Consider the following 18446-nt stretch of genomic DNA (forward strand, 5'->3'; position numbering starts at 1 on the left):
CTTGTCCTAAGCTAAATATTTAGCTAATACTTGGTCTTGTTCCATTACAGCGACAATAGATTGATAAGCAGTAGAAGCATTGACCTGCTCTGATGCAAATACTTTATCAAAATTAGTTTGTAACGTTTGATTAAACAAAGCTTTATCTTCTGCTTTAATTTCCATTAAGTTGGCAAGCGCGTCTAATGTTTCACCTTGACCTTTTGCCACATCAACAGCTAATGGCTCCAAGTTGTTGTTTAAAAACATAGCTAAACCTTTTTTCAAAGGACCATTAGCAGCTTCACACCCTAAAGTACCCGAAGTCATACCAAAAGTTTGATTGCCAGATGTACCGTTAGTTGTTGCAGCTAACACATGCTCATGAAATTCATTTGCATTTTGGAATACAACTGCTGTCCCTAAACCACAGCCCGCAGGACCATTTGCCAAAACACCAAATGAAGCGCCAGATAACACAACTGTTAAAAGTAGTTTTTTCATATTCAATCCTTAGTTTATAAGCGAATGTCGCACTAACATTATAAGTGGCATCTAGCGACAATGTACAAGTGTTTTCGGTGGTTATTTTGGCTATTATAGATTTCAATTTAATTAAAAATGATAATCTAACCCGACAGTAAACCTGACTTCAGCACTTTGAGAAAATTGCTTAGCAGCACTCAGGTTTAAATTATATTTTTGATTCATGTAATGGCTGATTTCGATTTTAACTTGCTCCAGCGGTTTCAATGCTCGCTTATTTTCCCACTGATAACTTGCTAGCAGTTTAGAATCGTAAATTAAATCGACAATGCTACCAAGTTCAAAACTAAGAAACCCACCACAATCACTGCCGCATACATCGATCCCTCCGCCAATAAGGCTGTAAAACTCCACATCAGGCAAAAGTAAGGTAGCCCAACCATATGCACCCGACAATTCTATCGCGCCTTTAACATCATTACCGATATACTTATGTTTGTAACCCAAATAAAACTTCCCTGCATCGTGCCACACATCTTCAGCTGTTGTCGGTATAGATATCACGTCATAGGCAGAAAATTCGTATAAAGATAGCTGCTCATTTGATACATCTAGCAGAGTAGAAACAGAAAATATTTTCAATTGCGATTCGGTGAAAAATTGCTCATTATCAGAACGCAAATAACGAGCTGCTGGAACAAAACTAAAAAGCAGCTGTCCTGCATGATTTATCTGCACTGATACGATAGAATCCTGTGGCGTTTTAGTTGGTTTTTTATACTCACTCAAATCAACCTGGAACTCATCAATTTTTTTATTTAACGCGCGCATAAAACTATCATCAGGCTTTTGGGTATATTCTTTGGGAGAGACTAATTGCGTTTTAGCTTGCAAATATAACAAAGCCTTAGGATCTTCAATATAGCCCAATACAGTTTTGTACTGGCCACTTTCAACATAATTATCGATCATGTTCCTTTGCGATCTATCAATCTCCATACCGTACATAGCTGTAGCCCAAGTGTCGGATAAAATAACATTGGTTTTATTTATTAAGTGATTAGATTCAACACTTTTAATCACATCTACAGGGGATACAAACAACAATTCATCCATTTTTAAGCTAGGCTCGGCAACAGCTAATACATATAATGCTAGTGTGGAGCAGTTATAATCCTGAAATAAATAATTTATATGCTTGTCTTTTAGTTCCCAAATATGGAATTTTATTAGCTCTCGCTGATAATCACTAAACCGTAATTGATATTCCCATAAGTTTCGTTTTTCCTCGTTTAAATATCTAACCTTATCTTGTTGATATGGCCTCACAATAAAAAAACCTGGCATCCCCACAATTAAACTTTCATATAAAAGTTTAAATGGATTTAAAGTTTTGATTTCACTAAGAAATGCAATGCTATGCTCAACCGGCGTTCCTTTATGATTTATGCCTGAGGCTTTGAAAAACACATGCCCCATCATGCTTGTTGTTGAAGATAATACTTCCGAAGCGTAAACCAAAGTTAATGAGTCGTAAGGTACAAAATCACTATATTTGTTTAAATCACTACATGAGGAAAAGTCGAATTGTCTTTTCCCCTTATAAAATTCAGTTTGTAAAAACGTCATGCGGGCTGGGAATTTACATCTAAATTCCGATTCAGTTTCTACGCGCTTCAATGTTTCTAATAACTCATTGTAGGGCGAGAAGTCGTCAATAGTTAGGATAAAATTTTTATCTAATATGCGCGGTTTTAGTTTTTGATCTAACTGTAGTAAAGCATGCCAACGAGGTGAATTAGCTAATGATAACAGATGTTTATCATGAGGAGTTTGACTCTGTGAACAGTTAGCTTTGCAGCTGAACAGAGATAAAACAAAAAAGGTTGGTAAAAACCAGCCTTTTTTAAAAACGTTATAAAATGTGATTAACCAGCACACTTAACTTGTACGTCGTCAGCATAGTTCCACATTTTACCAGTCAATCCATCGGTAGTTGAACCTAGCAAACCACCAAGGACGATGTTGCCAAAAAAGACTGGAGTAATAGATTTTTTAATTGGGGTGGTTGCATCACAACCTTCACCTGAAGTTTTCACCACTTTATCTTTACCATCACGTAAAACCGTTACCATGCCCGGAGCTGTAATTGTTTTGTCATCAACGGTAACTTCAACTTGCTGAGAATTACTAGTAGTAACATTTATAGTTTGTTGTTCTGCCGTCATCACACTAGCACAACCAGACGCTAATAAAGTAAGTCCTAACACAAGGCCTAATTTTTTCATTATTATTTCCTTTTTCCTATTGTTTATTATTTAGTCTCAGTTTTTGAGCGACGCTCATTTTACATAAAACCTTAAGCATTGGAAGATGCCCAAAAATAATATTGTATTTAATCTAACGTGAGTCCAGCCTCATATACAGCTTTTTTCTTTACCCCAAAAGTATCAGCGACAATACCAGCAGCCGCTTTTAACGGCATATATTCAACTAAGCTTTTTAGCAGTTTAAGGCACTTTTCATCCACTTCGGCCTGAGCCGAGCTACCTTCGAGCACAAGTACAAACTCGCCTTTTAGTTGATTTGAATCTTCAGCCATAATTTGCAAAATTTCACTGACAGGTGCTGAGATAAAAGTTTCAAAAGTTTTGGTCAGTTCGCGGGCAATCACCACATGTTTGTCTGTACCTAATACAGCTTGAATATCCCCTAAACAGGCAACAATTCTATGCGTTGATTCGTAAAAAACACTAGTTGCCGTGGTTTGCTCCGTTGTGGCAATCGCAGCTTGGCGCGCTTGTTTTTTTGCTGGTAAAAATCCACCAAAAAAGAATTGGTCAGTTGCAACCCCAGCCGCAGAAAGCGCAGTGATAATCGCACAAGCGCCAGGAATAGGCACAACTTTGATATTGGCTTCACGACAGGCTTTAACAATGCGGTAACCTGGGTCATTAATTAGCGGTGTACCCGCGTCTGAAATTAAGCCTATATTAGCACCTGCTAATAATTGTTTAACTAGAGATTGTGCTTGTTGAGTTTCGTTATGATCATGATAAGCAATACATTTTTTATCTATCGAAAAATGCTGGAGTAACTTATATGCATTGCGCGTGTCTTCAGCGGCTATCACATCCACCAAGTTTAAAGTATCAATCGCTCTTTGGGTAAAATCCGCTAAGTTGCCAATTGGTGTTGCGACTACGTATAAAATGCCGCTTGTTTGCGCAGTGTGATCTTGCATATAGTTTACCTATATCATGTTATTTATTTTCTTGGCGTAGTAATATACCCGCCATGCGATTGAGATAATACAGTTATTCAGGAAAGAATGGACAAAGGTTTAAAAAAAGCGCTAATTGTTACCTGTCTTTTGGCTTTAACCGCCTGTGGCAGCACGCCAAAAGAAACAGCACAACCAATAGAAAGCAAACCTGAAGTTAGCCAGCCGGTCGCTGCACGTATTACTGCAGGCGCTTATTTATTGCGTGCGCAACAAGCCCAAGATCAATACCAAGCAAGTATTTGGTATGTGCGTGCAGCAGATGCTTACCTTGAAGAACAACAAGCAACTAAAGCGCTCGCATTATTGAGTGAACTAGACGACCAATATTTAAGTGAATACATTCTAAAACAAAAGAAGCTGTTTCAAGCAGAAGGTTTAATTCATTTTCAACAATATCAACAAGCTTATAGCTTAATTGAGCAGTTTGAACAATTACAAGGTTTTGAAAAACGCCTCTTGCAGGCAAAAGCTATATCAGCGCAAAAGAGCAAACATTATTTAGTCGCGGCAAAAAACCAAATCGCACTAAAAAGTTATGTTATTGCAGAAGAAAAACCGGCAATCAACGAACAAATTTGGGCTGACATCAATCAGCTAGCAGCGACAGCGGTTAAACATTTTCAAGAACCGAGCCAGCCAGAACTAAGCGGCTGGTTAAAACTGCTACAAATTACCCGCGCACATGCAAATGCACCCGCAACCATGCTGTTAAACATACGTAACTGGCAAGCACAATACCCAAATCATCCGGCAGCCAATCAATTGCCACAAGCTTTGTTAACAGCATTAGAAGTAAAAGCCTATCAACCAAAAAATATCGCAGTTTTGTTACCACTAACAGGCAAGTTTCAAAAACAAGGTCAGTATATTCAACAAGGTATAGTTGCGGCTTATTACGAAAAACAGCGTTCCCATGCACCTAGCATTGAATTTTTAGATACAAATACGCTGAATTTTGAAGCGTTTTTGCAAAACCAGCAAGAACAGGCTAACTACGATTTTATTATTGGCCCACTGCTTAAAAATAATGTTGAGCAAGTTAAATTAGCTAACTTATTAACCCCAACCTTGTTTTTAAATGACTTAGCCGAAGGGCAGATAAGCGAAGCACAGCAATTTCATTTTGCCCTAGCGCCAGAAATTGAAGCAGAGCAAGCAGCAAGACACATACTTGCCCAAGGATATAAAAAACCTATTGTCCTTGCTGCAAATGATGCCTACGGCAAACGCATGAGCCAAGCCTTTAGCAAAATTTTCAGCGAAGAAACAGAACATCAAGTGGCGATTGGTTTTTTCAGCAATACAGATGAAATGGAAGCTAATGTAGAGAAGTTACTAGAAACCGCACAAAGTAAAGACAGAGTAAAAACCATAAAACAGCTGTTAGGCAACCCACAAGGTTTTGAAGCTGATGCGCGTAATCGCCAAGATATAGATGTAATTTATATTGTTGGAGACCCAACACAAACCCGTATATTAAAACCTTATATCGACGTAAATACCGCACCTTTTGCCGAATTAATTCCTATTTTTGCAAGCTCGATAAGTTTTAGCAGTGCGTTAAACAATGCCGATTTACGCGATTTAGACGAAATTATTTTTAGTGATATGCCATGGATATTACCTGGGCAAGCAAACCGAAGTAAACTTGCATACCAAATGCAATTAGTTTGGGACAACCCAACGGATGCACTTTCGCGCTTTTTTGCATTTGGTTTTGATGCATACCAACTTATCGAGAACTTAGCGCAGATGAGAGTATTTCCGGGTTACACAATTGCCGGCATGACAGGTAAATTAACAGTCGAAAACAACGGGAAATTACACAGGGAACTTAAGTGGGCAAAGTTTAACAACGGCCGAGTTGTAAACCTTGTTATGAAATAATATGAATAAAAGGCAAATAGGTGAACAATACGAACAAGCAGCAGCTAACTTACTCGCAAAACAAGGCATAATCTGTATTGCGCGTAACTTTAACTGCAAAATGGGCGAAATAGACCTTATTTGTCGTGATAATAACTGCTTTGTATTTGTTGAAGTGCGTTTTCGCCAGCAAAATAATTATGGTAGCGCCGCTGCCACTGTTAGCTATGCGAAACAGCGCAAAGTACAAAAAGCAGCCATGTTCTTTTTAAAACAACAAGGGCTCAACATACATCATACTGAAATGCGTTTTGACGTCGTTAGTTTTGATTTTGATGTATCACAACCCAACTGGATAAAATCAGCATTTTAATACGCCATGCAAGAATTAATTAAACAAAGTTTTACTGAAAGTATTCACACCAAAATTGCAGCTCTAGATGTGTTAGCACCTATAGTGGAAAAAGCCGCTGAAACCATGCTACAAGCCTTATTAGCTGAAAAGAAGATATTAACCTGTGGTGATGGCCTCGCCCATGCAACAGCAGGCATATTGGCAAATGCGCTCAACTATAAATTAGAACACGAGCGTCCGAGTTTACCTGCCTATGCATTAGCCGCTGATGCAATGGCAACCTCGTTATTAAGTGACGACAATCAAGCTTATCAACAATTTGCCGGGCAATTACGTGCGATTGCCCAATCAGGTGACGTATTAGTAGTGGTCAGCAGCAATTTAAACTCACCTGTGTGTTTACGCGCAATTGAAGCGGCACTTTCTAAGGACATGTTGGTCATAGCCTTAACTGGCGCTGATGGCGGTGAAATTGCCGGTTTATTGGGGCCAAATGATGTTGAGATTAGAGTGCCATCCGACAGCCCAGTAAGAACCCACGAAGTACATCAACTGGTTGTTCACAGCATTGTTGATGCCATCGAAAAAACTTTATTCCCAGGTATGTAATATGAAATCTATTGTAAATATTCTTTTTGTTTTACTGCTAGCAAGCCAAACAACAGGCTGTGCAATTGCCCTATTTAGTGGAGCAGCAGCAACCACAGCTGCAGTTTCAGCGGATAGACGTGATTTAGATACGCAAGTGCTTGATCACGAAATAGAACAAAAAATCGCCCGCGCAATTGACAATGAACCAAGTTTATTTGAGCAAGCACATGTTAATGTAGTCAGTTACAACCGCAACGTGCTGTTAGTTGGTCAAGCCACCAGCGAATTTGTGCGCAATAAAGTATTAGACATTGCAGGGCAAAATACCGACTTAAGAGACATTTACAACGAAATTGTCATTACCCAGCCAACATCGGCTGCACAACGCGCTAAAGATGCTTGGTTAACCACTAAGGTCAAAACACGCATGTTAGCAGACAAGGAGCTAGATGGTCATCAAGTTAAAGTGTATACCGAAAATCAACAAGTATTTTTGATGGGGTTATTAACTAAACGCGAGAAAAAAATTGCCGTTACCATAGCGCGTAATATGGATGGTGTGGAAAAAGTAATAGATGTAATTGAAACTAATGAGCAATTTGCCAGTGAAGGATAACTATATAATCGCCGTGGATGGTGGCGGCTCGAAATGTCATGTGCGTTTGTTTGAACAAACACAGCAAAATGCCATTGCCGAATATACCGGAGGCTCATGCAATTTTGCTTCAGACTTTAACCAAGCCATTGTCAATTTAGTGCAAAGCATAGAGAAATTATTACTCAAAGCTGACTTAGCGGAAAATGTGATAAAAAATTGCACTGTGGCGGGAGGGTTTGCAGGGCTAAATTTGCCAAAAGTTTGTCAGCAGTTGTCTAATTGGCAACATCCTTTCAAAAAATTTCTGTTTACCACTGATTTACATTTAGCCTGTTACGCAGCTAATCAATCTTGCAATGGCAAAGCCATTATTACTGGAACAGGTAGTTGTGCAATTGCGACAAATGACAGCACAGAAGTAATATTAGGCGGTTATGGTTTTCAAATTGGCGACCAAGCCTCAGGTGCTTGGTTAGGTCGACAAGCGATAGAACAAACTTTATTAGTTTTAGATAATTTAGCCGCTCATAACCAGTTAAGTACGCTAGTGACAGAGCATGCAAATACTACAGATGCGCCCCAACTGAGCCAGCTTTGGTATCAAGCGAGCCCCAGTCAATTCGCGGAATTAGCCCCTTTAGTTACAGGCTTAGCACACGAGAATGATCCAAGCGCTTTATCTATAGCCAACACGGCTATACTGTATCTCTCCAAGCTAATTGAGCAATTGAACCAAGTTCAATCAGGCTCAACTTATCTATTAGGTGGATTAGCCAGTTTTTATTATCCAATGCTGAAAGAGCAATTCAGTGTTAAGTTATCCGACCATCAACCAATCGCTGGCGCTATGGTTTTAATTGATAATCCGCAATTAAGTTTAAATGAAACATATGTATAACAAACTAAGCCTTGGCTATATATATGGAATAAATTGGTATAAAAAAGCGGTTTTAAGCCACGTATAACCTGCTAAAGTTGCGCTATCAAGCTGCGCAAATCTATAAAAGATACCACAACAATACAATGTCAAATTCACTGCTTACACAAGAAGCACTCGAAACACCTGAGCGTGTTGCAGAGCAATTAGAAGAAAACGAACACGCGATAGAAAAACTCGGTTCCCACCTAAAAATTATGCAACCAAGGTTCATTTATATGGTTGGCCGAGGCTCTTCGGATCATGCAACGGGTTTTGCCAAATACTTATTTGAAACAGAGACAGGCGTGCCTGTAGTGGGTGCTGCCCCCTCGGTCACCAGCATCTACGGGCAAAAACTTAACTTAGAAAAGTCCCTTGTTTTGGTTGTTTCACAAAGTGGCCGAAGTCCAGATATTATTGAACAAGCCAAAATGGCGCGCGAAGCTGGCGCTTTTGTGGTAGCTATAGTCAATGATGAAGACTCACCACTCGCCGACGAAATTGACGTGATCTTGCCGTTAAAAGCGGGCGAACAACAAGCAGTAGGTGCGACAAAAACCTACTTAGCAACTTTGTCAGCTTTACTACAACTTGCCGCCACTTGGTCACATAACAAAGAACTGAAAAAACAAATACTGCAATTACCCGACTATTTGCGCAAAGCAATTGATCAGCCCGCATTGTTAATGCCTGAAGATTTTGACCATGTTGAACATTGTGCCATTTTAGGCCGAGGTTTTGGTTTTGCCGTCGCTAAAGAGATAGCGCTAAAATTAAAAGGTTTATGCGGTATTCATGCAGAACCCTTTAGCACAGCAGAATTTATGCACAGCGCAGCTGGGTTAACCGAACATAATCTCAAAGTATTTAATACAGTTATCACGGATGAATCGTATAAAACGCATATGCAGCAAATTAGACGTTTTGCCGATAATGATCTGCCGATCCGCAATATCCAGAGTCAACTAAAAGATATTCCGGCGAGACTGCAGCCGCTAACTTTGTTGCAAAGGTTTTATCTAGATTTAACACCTATCGCAGCATCGCGTGGTATTGATATAAACTGTCCGCCAGGTTTACAGAAAATAACAAAAACCGTTTAAACAAAATTGCGCTTTTGCCACGACACCTCTACTATTTGTTTATGGTTACAAATGGATAAGGCAAAAGTGCACAAGTTTCCTGCAAAGTTACAAGGTTTTATATTGTTATGTAGCTTTCTACTTCCGCATAGCATAGCGAATACCGACATGCTTAACCGGCTGAACAAACAGTACAAACAAATATTGATTGATAGTCATATCGGTGTATTGTTTCAATTAAGCCAGCAAACACAAACGCTTGAGTTACTAAAACAAAGAAATAACCAGCCTTTGTCGCTCGCGCAAATAATTGAAATTGACAAAAATTGGCCCAAGGATAAAAACCGCCAACTACAAATAACCCAAAACCCACTTGCTAAACATCTTTCAAGCTTAATCGATTCGCACCACTATAGCTTTGCGGAGATAATGTTAGTTGATGCGAATGGTGCTTTAGTCGCAGCTTACCCACTCACCAGCGACTTTTGGCAGGGTGACGAAGACAAGTTTACCGTCTCTATCGAAACGAAAAACTATAGCGTCACCCCTGCTCAATGGGATGAAAGTACTCAAAGATATTCATTTTTTATGACTGTACCTATCACAGCAGATACACAAACAATAGGCGCTTTGATCGCAGGTCTAAAAGTAACACCTGAATATATGCAAAGCTTAGAAAAAGCCTCAAAGCAATAACGAATCAAGCGGCTGGTTTACTTGAACTAAGCCGTTTGGCGTACGCAGCACATATGTGTTTGCAAGCTTAAAAATCTGTACGACAAAAGCTTGTTTTTGTCCTGCAAACCAAAAACTCACCACAACATCTGGATATTGTTTTGTCTCATTAGGCATCACATCAATAGGTTGAACCTGTAGTTGTTGCCATTGCTCAACTACTGCTTGTAATTGCTCTGCTGAATAGTTTGATTCTGGCATGGTCCGCCAACTACGGCCAATGCGCTCAAGTGAATAGTTGGGGAAATCTATAGTTAAAATCATTTCGTCGGCGGGAAGTAGACTATGTTGTTGTACCGGCTTGCCATCACTTGAAAACATTTTGAGGTGTAAACCGTTAAACAAGAAGATCATAATCAAGCTGGTGAATATCAATACATTATTCCAACCAGATCGTGACAACCTAACCATAAAGACACTCCATTCATCAGCATTTGGGTATAGCCTAACGAAATTTAGGCATAAAAAAACCCGGCAAGCCGGGTTTTTTACACAAAATCAGTAAAGATGCTTATTTAATTTTAGCTTCTTTAAAAACAACGTGTTTACGAACAACTGGATCAAATTTTTTGATTTCAAACTTGCCAGGCATGTTCTTTTTGTTTTTGTCGGTCGTGTAAAAGAAACCCGTACCGGCACTAGATACTAATCTAATTTTATCGCGCATTACAGAATTCCTTAAACTTTAACACCGCTAGAGCGGATGTCTGCTAAAACGGCATCGATACCTTTTTTGTCGATGATACGCATACCTTTAGTGGATACACGCAGTTTGACAAAACGGTTCTCACTTGCAACCCAAAAACGGTGCGATTGTAAGTTTGGTAAAAAGCGACGCTTGGTAGCATTTAACGCGTGTGAGCGATTGTTACCAACCATAGGACCTTTACCAGTCACTTGGCATACTTTAGACATTGCTGTGTCTCCAATACTGAGTTTCAAAGTTGCTGCTTCGAAACAAAATAAGTTGCGTACCCTTGATTCAAGAGGGCGCATTTTATACATGACAGGGGCTATTTAGTCAATCTATTTTATTAAAATTGTCGAAAATTAAAGCAAACCACGCTCGGCAAATGAAACTGGCTCACCATCACCAATAATAAAATGATCAAGTACCCGAATATCCACTAACGCCAGCGCCTGCTGCAATCTATTAGTAATTTGAATATCCGCATGACTTGGCTCCGCCACACCAGATGGATGATTATGGCTAAATATTACAGCTGCGGCTTTATGTTGTAGCGCTTGCTCAACGACCACTCGCGGATAAACACTCGCACCATCAATAGTGCCATAGAACAAAACATCAAAACGAATAACTTTGTGTTGGTTATCTAAAAACAACACGGCAAATACTTCGTTATGTTTAGCCTGCAACTGGGCTTTTAGGTAACTTTTAACCGCATCAACCGAAGTTAATGCATCCCCTCTTTGCAAATTTTCCGCTAAAAAGCGTTTGGTCATTTCCACACTGGCTTGCAGTTGGCAAAATTTGGCTGCACCTAAACCTTTAGCTGCACTAAAATCATCTAAAGAAGCGCCTAGCAGTGAGCGTAAGCTACCGAAATGGTCAAGCAGTTGTCTGGCTAGGTCAACAGCTGAAATGCCAGCCACACCCGTTCTAAGAAATATTGCGAGTAATTCAGCGTCTGACAAAACATCAGCGCCATGTGCTAGAAGTTTTACCCTCGGCTGCGACTCCGCCGGCCAATCCTTTATACTCATCTTTTATCCTTATCCTTGATTCGTATGTTTTGGCAGTATACAAGTTTTTGTCGTCAATAAAACCCAGCAGCGACGACTAAATAAAGCGCTGCCAGATTTATGCACTATGCCCAGAAGATGAATGGCGAATTTCTCGCAAAAACGCTTCAAGCCCATCCATGGGCCGCTCACACAAGGCTTCCCTTCCTTGTGAAGTTTTGCTCCAAACATCCCCATCCACCTTCTTCACAAATTTAATTGCTATTAACTTGCACTAGATCTTCGACACGCAAGCAGCAACCACGAAGGTCAAATAAAAGCAGATCCGATGGCTAATTTTCTAAAACTTAAAACGATATGGATATCTTTTGTGAGCGGCCATGGATGGCGCACAGCGTTTTTAGAAAATTATGTCTCGGGGCTGCTTTGTTAACTCGTAAACTAAAAGCGCTACCAGAACTATCCTCTATCCCCAAACGGCCATATATAACAACACATTGCCATATACCGTCTTTTAAGAGTATAGTTAGTACCAATTAACATAACAAAAAGAGCTTGGTTGTGAGTATATTAACCAACAAAAACATCCTACTTGGCATCAGTGGTGGAATTGCCGCGTATAAATGCGCCGAACTTACCCGCAGGTTAAAAGATCAGGGTGCAAATGTCCGCGTAGTTATGACAGAAGGTGCAAAAGCCTTTATAACCCCACTGACCATGCAAGCCGTCTCAGGTAACCCAGTTTCAGACAGCTTACTCGACCCTGCAGCCGAAGCCGCTATGGGGCATATAGAATTGGCCAAATGGGCTGATGTAATATTAATCGCTCCTGCCAGTGCAGATATAATGGCTAAACTGGCGCACGGCTTAGCGGATAACTTATTACCTACCCTATGTTTAGCCAGCAAAGCACCAGTGGCAATAGCACCTGCAATGAATCAACAAATGTGGGCAGCGCCAGCTACCCAGCGTAATTTATCTATTTTGCAGCACGACGGTCGTTTTATCTTTGGCCCAGGCACAGGCGAGCAAGCCTGTGGAGATGTGGGTGCTGGTCGTATGTTGGAGCCACATCAAATCATTCAATTGTTGCCAAGCTTATTTATGCCACAAGTATTACAGGGAAGACGAGTATTAATCACAGCAGGGCCAACTCAGGAAGCAATTGATCCGGTACGTTACATCAGCAATCATAGCTCAGGAAAAATGGGTTATGCACTTGCAGAAGCTGCGGCCAATATGGGTGCGCAGGTGACATTAGTTTCAGGGCCAACTAACTTAGCAGAGCCTATGTGGACTAAACGCATATCCGTCACGTCAGCGCAGCAAATGTTACAAGCAGTTGAGCAAGCCAGTGTTGAAAACGACATATTTATTAGCTGCGCCGCAGTTGCTGACTATAAAGTTAAAGAGGTTGCCGCCGAAAAAATTAAAAAGTCATCGCACCAAATGAGCATTCAACTAGAACGCAATCCTGATATCTTAGCGACTATTGCTCAGCAAGTTGAAAAACCATTTTGTGTTGGTTTTGCCGCTGAAACCAACAATGTTATTGAGTACGCCACCGGCAAAATGCAGCGCAAAAATTTGAATATGATAATAGCCAACGATGTATCCGACAGTAGCATAGGGTTTAACAGCAACCAAAATGCAGTCACTGTGCTGTGGCCCGATGGACAACAAGCTTTTGCCCAAATGGATAAAAGCGAACTTGCACAGCAACTCATTCAGCTAATCGCTAAACAATTTGAACAAACTAGAAGTAATTAACCATGAATACAAAACGCGGCAATCGCAAACAAGAAATATTACAAGCATTAGCCAATATGCTCGAAACCAACCCGGGTGAGCGCATAACCACTGCAAAATTAGCCGAAGCAGTAGGGGTAACTGAAGCTGCCTTATATAGGCATTTTCCAAGTAAAGCGCGTATGTTTGAAGGTCTGCTAGACTTTGTAGAAGATACTTTGTTTACTCGCATCAATAAAATTTTAGAAGAAGATAAACAAGCACTCGGTCGCTGCTTAAAAATTTGTCAGTTGGTGTTGTTGTTCACTGAAAAAAACCCAGGTATTTCCCGTTTATTAACTGGAGATGCACTTATGGGTGAACAACAAAGATTACGAGTAAGAGTTAACGCTTTGTTTGAGCGCATTGAAACCCAGTTCAAACAAGTATTACGCGAAAGATCCATGCGTGAAGGTAAGGAACTACCAACTAACGAAACCGTTATAGCAAACTTATTTAGTAGCTGGTTAGAAGGGCAAATTCGCCAGTTTGTACGCAGCGAATTTAAACATCTGCCATCTAAACATTTGGCGGCACAATGGCAACTTATTCAAAAATCTATCTTTGCTTAAGTTTAGTTTTCAGTTTTTGCTCTAGCTGGTTGTTGACTGGCTGCGAGCAAAAGCCAACTGAAGAATTAGCTTTAGTACAAACTGACAATGGCGCGTTTGCTGCCGATTTATCTATTGCCGGTGTCTATTCAGTCATCAGCACCCAAACAGGGGTGCAACTGTGGGATGTTGAAAAACAGCTGCCAACTTTTGTTTGGCAACATCAGCCTAACCAACCCAATCTAATTCATACAGTAAAAATATCTGAGAATAATAAATTCGTGTTAACCGCAGAAGACACAGTTTTTGCCGTGTGGAACATGCAAACCGGTGCGAATAAAGGTTATTACCAAATAGATAAATCAGAAATTGTTGCAGCGGCAATTTCGAAAAGCGGTCAAAAGGTTTGTTTAGGTTTAATGGACGGGCGCATCTTGTTTATCGAATTGGACACAGGCCGCCGTTTAGAATTTTTAGGCCATAGTGAGCGCATCAGTCAATTAGTCATGTCGGCCAATGGTCAATATGTATTAAGTGGTGGTTACGATGGCAAAGCTTTATTGTGGAATAGTCAAAACGCGCAAGTTGTTTATGATTTTGCCCACACAGGTCGTATTACCCAAGTAGCCTTAGATGCCAAAGCGCGTTTTGCGTTTACCGCCAACAGTACCAATCAATCTTATATTTGGGATTTAACCACGGGGCAGAAAGTAAGTAGGCTTAATTACACTGCGCGCCAACAGATATTTACCAGTGTGGTTTTTTCGCATGACGGGAAATGGCTCGCAACCGGCGCGCCCAAACAACAAGTAAAACTCTGGCAAGTTGAATCAGGTGATTTAATTGCCAAATGGCCAATTCAAGCAGATAACTTTGCAGCAACCGTATTAGATTTTGCGTTTAATTTACAGGACGATGTTTTATACGCCAATACCAGTTTTGGTTTAGTGCAAGCTTGGTCGCTAGAAGCCTATAAAAACTGACGTAGAAAGTCGATAGATGGTGCGAAAAACGCAGCGCCCGTTTCTGCTTTTGTATATTCCAACAGCTTATCGTGTTGGCCGCGATCATCACCTTCAATCATGCTACGCAACATAATTTCAAATGGCTTGGGGCTGTGGCAAATGGATATAAAAAACAGCCCCTGAATTTTCATCGTGCCGTATGGCATACTCTGGCGCAAAATTTCAATTGAGTTGCCATTTTCATCTTTTAAGCCAGTGCGCTTAACATGAGAAAAAGCCATTTTTTTCTCTGTCGAATATTCAATATTATCCGCTTTAGTTCGACCAATAATATTTTCTTGAACCTTAGTCGGTAACTCGTTCCATTGTTCCATTGCATGACGATAGCGCTGAATATGCACATAACTACCACCAGCAAAAGTCGCATCTTGTGCTTCATCCACTAACGCTACTTTGCGCCTATGTGCACCATGCGGATTTTCCGTACCATCAACAAAGCCGGTTAAGTCACGACCATCTAAATATCGAAATCCTTTAACCTGCTCTTGCAAATGCACGGCATCACCAAATAACTCAACTACATGTGAGCCAACTAGGTGGTTTACATCCGTTCTGTCAGAGCGAATATGGATAAATAAATCATAAGGTGTATGCGGTGCTTTGCGATTGTCTTTACTCATTTGCGGAAAGTCACACAATTCAGCAGGACGGGCGTCAGGGTATAGTTGATCCCAATAACCAGCGCCTACGGCAACAAATGCAGACAGTTCAGCTTCAGAATAATCTTCTGCAAATTGATTAATCAAAGCTTGAAAACAAGCTAGATGCTGACGGATTTCGCGCTCAAAACCATCTCTGGCATTAAACATTAAATACAAACTATGTAAATTAGCTTCGGCGATTAACCCACGCTGAAATCGCATCTAAATACCTCAATAATGAAACTGAGCGGCTGTCACTCAAGTAATACTTATGAAATATATTACTGAATCGGTAAAAAATACAGCGACTTGGCATTTTAAACAGTCAATTACTATAATTTAATCAGATAACTCATCAAACCACTTAAAATTTATTAAAACTGACACTGTTTTGTCGTCAACTATTGTTTATAATTTAAGACAAATAGCTGTATTACAATCCAAAAATAAATAGAAGGCTTTAGCCCTATGTCGTTCAAACACCTATTTGCAGCAAAAGCTATTGCAATATCTAGCTTGGCTGTAAGTGGTGCAGTACATGGAATTGGTTGGCACCACGGTATCAGCATTGGTTTAGCTTCAGAGCAATCTGAACTGACTCTAACATCAAACGCGCAAACACTGGCTGAATTAGATAATTTATCCAGCAAATTCGCAGACAACTACTCCATTCAGGGTTATTCCATCAGTCCGAATTGGGCAATTAGCTACCAATTGGATAAAAACGAAACCGAATTAACCGACATCTCGAGCAAATACCAACAGCAAAATTTGCAGTTTGATATAGGCATGAGTGTTTTTAGCTTAGATAGAGGGTTAAACCTCTATCCACTTATTGGTATCAGACACACTTCAGTTGATATCTTAAGCAATGAATTTTCTAGCACTCAAGGTTACGCAGGATTTAGGCTAGATATTCCTGTTTTCAAACGATTATATTTGCACGCCAAAGCAGACACGAATTTAACCAAGGATAAAGCGACAAACATAAGCGCTGCTGTTAATTATCGTTACATGCGTAATCACAGCATCATGCTGGAATGGCAAGGTAAAAGCCTTGAACTGGCAGACCAAGAAAACAACACAGAATATTTACTTGAACGAGATTCATCCCAGCTAGCGCTGCGCTGGTATCTAGTTTGGTAAATCGGCGAGCCAAGTAGAAAACTGAAGAAGATCCAACTCACCCTGTTTACGCGCAATAACTTGAGCATTTTTTATTGCAACTAAAGCAGGGGGAGCTATCACCTTCCATTCATTTAACTTAGCCTGTTTCTGTGCATCTACATCTGTTAGATCAAGTTGATAATATTGGTACCCAGCTTCCCTATTTGTTGGCTGATAAAGTGAAAATACATCCCGTTCCATTTGTTTACAACTGGCGCACCAATCGGCATAAAGATCAACAATAACAATCTGCTGGTCGGCAGCGTGCTCGAGCTGCTTGGACAAAGCCCGCACTGAATCAAAACGACTAAATAGCCTAGAGCTTGTATGTTCAGTTTGGTTTTGTTGGACTTCGGCTGCAATCATTACTGCGGGCTGGTTAATAACCGAGACTAAATACAAAAATAACGCTGATACAAAATAAGCATGTACTTTAGTTTGGCTAAATTTATTTGCTAAGCCATACAGTTGAATTGCTAGCCAAATAAAAAATACTGACCACAAGTACACGGAAAAAGTACTATCGAGTAATCGAGCAAGTAACCAAACGGCCATTGCAAGCATAGAGGCAGCAAAAAAATACTTCACGTAAATCATCCAGCCACCAGCTTTAGGTAATACATTTCCCATACCAGCACCAAGTAACAATAAGGGCAAACTCATACCTAAACTCAATACAAACAAAGACAGTCCTCCTAATACAGCATCCCCAGTCGCAGCAATATAAACTAATAAGCTTGCCATCGGAGCTGTAACACAAGGAGATAAAGCCAAACTGGCAATACCACCAGTTAGGTATGTAGTTAAATATCCGCTACTGGCCTGCTGATTTGCCCCCAACCAACTTTCTAACTTTTGCGGCATTTTTAGCGTAAAAACGTCAATCATAGTTAACGCAAAAAATATAAAAACAATAGCAAATACAATGCTTACAATCGGAGTTTGCATCCACAACTGTAAATTAAATTTTGCCCCTAACAACGCGATTAAAATACCACTGATACTATAAAAACTAGCCATCCCAAACACATAAGCAATAGATAAAAACAAACCATCCCATTTCTTGTTGGGTTGTTTTTTAGCTGTGATGATACTTGAAAGAATAGGCGCCATTGGCAATACACAAGGAGTAAACGACAAGCCCACTCCAATAGCAAAAAAGCTAATTAAAGTGACGATTAACCCTTGATTCGCTAGGTTTGTTTGCTCAATCACTTCATTTAATTCGTCCTCTTGAACCAACAAATTCTCAACAGAATCATGAGATGACAAGAGCAAAGTTTTGTTTTGTGGTGGATAACACAACCCAGCTTTGGCGCATCCTTGATATTGCAATTGAATTTGAGCCGCAGAAGTAGAGAATTCAATTGAAAAATCCTCTTCAAATACAGCCACCTCACCAAAAAACTCATCTTGTTTTATTATTGGCGAAATTGAAAAATGCGGAGTGAGCTTTTCGCCGTTGGCTTTGATGCTTAACCTATTCTGGTAAAGGTAGTAGCCATGTTCGACGTCAAACTGGATAACAACTCGCTCACCTTGCTGCTGGTAACTATATTGAAAAGCTTTGTCTACAGGCAAAAATTCACTTTCTGCCGACAAAGCCAGATTCGCAGAAGCGAAAAAACAAACAAACAGATAAATTGAACGAACAAAAAGAGTTTTCATAATGC

Annotated in this window: 21 protein-coding genes; 11 read left to right on the top strand and 10 right to left on the bottom strand. The window is 40.1% G+C overall.

All coding sequences use genetic code 11. The annotated features are described in order from the left end of the window. Positions 1-6 precede the first annotated feature (6 nt). The 4 genes from ACMZOO_RS07220 to rsmI form a co-directional block, all read right to left on the bottom strand. Positions 7-483 (bottom strand): DUF3015 domain-containing protein, encoded by a 477-nt coding sequence (locus ACMZOO_RS07220; protein ID WP_440906021.1) that lies wholly within the window; start codon positions 481-483, stop codon positions 7-9. 111 nt (positions 484-594) lie between these two features. Then, complete coding sequence (locus ACMZOO_RS07225) at positions 595-2406, bottom strand: lipoprotein N-acyltransferase Lnb domain-containing protein (protein WP_440906022.1); 1812 nt, start codon at positions 2404-2406, stop codon at positions 595-597. After that, a complete protein-coding gene (locus tag ACMZOO_RS07230) occupies positions 2394-2753 on the bottom strand; it encodes an adenosine deaminase (protein ID WP_440906023.1) in 360 nt (119 codons plus the stop codon). Before ACMZOO_RS07230 ends, ACMZOO_RS07225 begins: the two co-directional genes overlap by 13 nt. Before the next feature lie 107 nt (positions 2754-2860). Beyond that, complete coding sequence (gene rsmI, locus ACMZOO_RS07235) at positions 2861-3709, bottom strand: 16S rRNA (cytidine(1402)-2'-O)-methyltransferase (protein WP_440906024.1); 849 nt, start codon at positions 3707-3709, stop codon at positions 2861-2863. Between the two features lie 87 nt (positions 3710-3796). On the opposite strand from rsmI, the gene ACMZOO_RS07240 reads away from it, so the two are divergent. The 7 genes from ACMZOO_RS07240 to ACMZOO_RS07270 all read left to right on the top strand — a co-directional run bounded on the left by ACMZOO_RS07240 (position 3797) and on the right by ACMZOO_RS07270 (position 9858). Further along, the gene (locus ACMZOO_RS07240) at positions 3797-5638 is read left to right on the top strand and encodes a penicillin-binding protein activator (RefSeq protein ID WP_440906025.1); all 1842 of its coding nucleotides are present in this window, start codon (positions 3797-3799) and stop codon (positions 5636-5638) included. Between the two features lies 1 nt (position 5639). Next, on the top strand, positions 5640-5990 hold the full coding sequence (locus tag ACMZOO_RS07245; RefSeq protein WP_440906026.1) for a YraN family protein: 351 nt from the start codon (positions 5640-5642) through the stop codon (positions 5988-5990). 6 nt (positions 5991-5996) lie between these two features. Beyond that, on the top strand, positions 5997-6581 hold the full coding sequence (locus ACMZOO_RS07250) for a D-sedoheptulose-7-phosphate isomerase (protein ID WP_016956424.1): 585 nt from the start codon (positions 5997-5999) through the stop codon (positions 6579-6581). Between the two features lies 1 nt (position 6582). Next, a complete protein-coding gene (locus tag ACMZOO_RS07255; protein ID WP_440906027.1) occupies positions 6583-7179 on the top strand; it encodes a BON domain-containing protein in 597 nt (198 codons plus the stop codon). Beyond that, a complete protein-coding gene (locus ACMZOO_RS07260) occupies positions 7169-8059 on the top strand; it encodes a BadF/BadG/BcrA/BcrD ATPase family protein (RefSeq protein WP_440906028.1) in 891 nt (296 codons plus the stop codon). The genes ACMZOO_RS07255 and ACMZOO_RS07260 overlap by 11 nt, the downstream gene beginning before the upstream one ends. A 125-nt stretch (positions 8060-8184) precedes the next feature. Next, on the top strand, positions 8185-9183 hold the full coding sequence (gene nagB-II / locus ACMZOO_RS07265; protein ID WP_440906029.1) for a glucosamine-6-phosphate deaminase NagB-II: 999 nt from the start codon (positions 8185-8187) through the stop codon (positions 9181-9183). Positions 9184-9234: 51 nt separating this feature from the next. Beyond that, entirely contained in the window at positions 9235-9858 is a 624-nt protein-coding gene (locus ACMZOO_RS07270) for a PDC sensor domain-containing protein (protein WP_440906030.1), read from the top strand. Here the strand turns inward: ACMZOO_RS07270 and ACMZOO_RS07275 are convergent. The 4 genes from ACMZOO_RS07275 to radC form a co-directional block, all read right to left on the bottom strand. Continuing rightward, positions 9847-10308, bottom strand: a complete 462-nt coding sequence (locus ACMZOO_RS07275; RefSeq protein WP_440906031.1) for a hypothetical protein — start codon at positions 10306-10308, stop codon at positions 9847-9849. The two genes, ACMZOO_RS07270 and ACMZOO_RS07275, sit on opposite strands and share 12 nt — an antisense overlap. Before the next feature lie 100 nt (positions 10309-10408). Beyond that, positions 10409-10564 (bottom strand): 50S ribosomal protein L33, encoded by a 156-nt coding sequence (rpmG, locus tag ACMZOO_RS07280; protein ID WP_016956430.1) that lies wholly within the window; start codon positions 10562-10564, stop codon positions 10409-10411. 11 nt (positions 10565-10575) lie between these two features. Next, on the bottom strand, positions 10576-10812 hold the full coding sequence (gene rpmB, locus ACMZOO_RS07285) for a 50S ribosomal protein L28 (protein ID WP_026016844.1): 237 nt from the start codon (positions 10810-10812) through the stop codon (positions 10576-10578). Between the two features lie 135 nt (positions 10813-10947). Beyond that, a complete protein-coding gene (radC, locus tag ACMZOO_RS07290) occupies positions 10948-11622 on the bottom strand; it encodes a RadC family protein (RefSeq protein WP_440906032.1) in 675 nt (224 codons plus the stop codon). Positions 11623-12162: 540 nt separating this feature from the next. Here radC and coaBC point away from each other — a divergent pair. From coaBC to ACMZOO_RS07305, 3 genes are read left to right on the top strand one after another with little or no spacing between them, the layout of a single operon-like run. Further along, entirely contained in the window at positions 12163-13371 is a 1209-nt protein-coding gene (gene coaBC / locus ACMZOO_RS07295) for a bifunctional phosphopantothenoylcysteine decarboxylase/phosphopantothenate--cysteine ligase CoaBC (protein WP_440906033.1), read from the top strand. A 2-nt stretch (positions 13372-13373) separates the two neighbouring features. Further along, the gene (slmA, locus tag ACMZOO_RS07300; RefSeq protein WP_016956436.1) at positions 13374-13961 is read left to right on the top strand and encodes a nucleoid occlusion factor SlmA; all 588 of its coding nucleotides are present in this window, start codon (positions 13374-13376) and stop codon (positions 13959-13961) included. After that, positions 13928-14923: a WD40 repeat domain-containing protein gene (locus ACMZOO_RS07305; RefSeq protein ID WP_440906034.1), complete on the top strand. Its 996-nt coding sequence runs from the start codon at positions 13928-13930 to the stop codon at positions 14921-14923. The genes slmA and ACMZOO_RS07305 overlap by 34 nt, the downstream gene beginning before the upstream one ends. Here the strand turns inward: ACMZOO_RS07305 and ACMZOO_RS07310 are convergent. Beyond that, positions 14911-15828 carry a Dyp-type peroxidase gene (locus tag ACMZOO_RS07310; RefSeq protein ID WP_440906035.1) on the bottom strand — a complete coding sequence of 306 codons (918 nt, stop codon included), beginning with the start codon at positions 15826-15828 and terminating at the stop codon, positions 14911-14913. The genes ACMZOO_RS07305 and ACMZOO_RS07310 overlap by 13 nt on opposite strands. Positions 15829-16074: 246 nt before the next feature. Between ACMZOO_RS07310 and ACMZOO_RS07315 the strand changes: the two genes are divergently transcribed. Further along, entirely contained in the window at positions 16075-16752 is a 678-nt protein-coding gene (locus tag ACMZOO_RS07315) for an outer membrane beta-barrel protein (RefSeq protein WP_440906036.1), read from the top strand. On the opposite strand, the gene dsbD is transcribed toward ACMZOO_RS07315, so the two are convergent. Then, the gene (gene dsbD, locus ACMZOO_RS07320) at positions 16741-18441 is read right to left on the bottom strand and encodes a protein-disulfide reductase DsbD (RefSeq protein ID WP_440906037.1); all 1701 of its coding nucleotides are present in this window, start codon (positions 18439-18441) and stop codon (positions 16741-16743) included. The two genes, ACMZOO_RS07315 and dsbD, sit on opposite strands and share 12 nt — an antisense overlap. Between the last annotated feature and the right edge of the window lie 5 nt (positions 18442-18446).

The organism is Catenovulum sp. SX2 (assembly GCF_052056295.1).
In the GTDB taxonomy this organism is placed as follows: domain Bacteria; phylum Pseudomonadota; class Gammaproteobacteria; order Enterobacterales; family Alteromonadaceae; genus Catenovulum.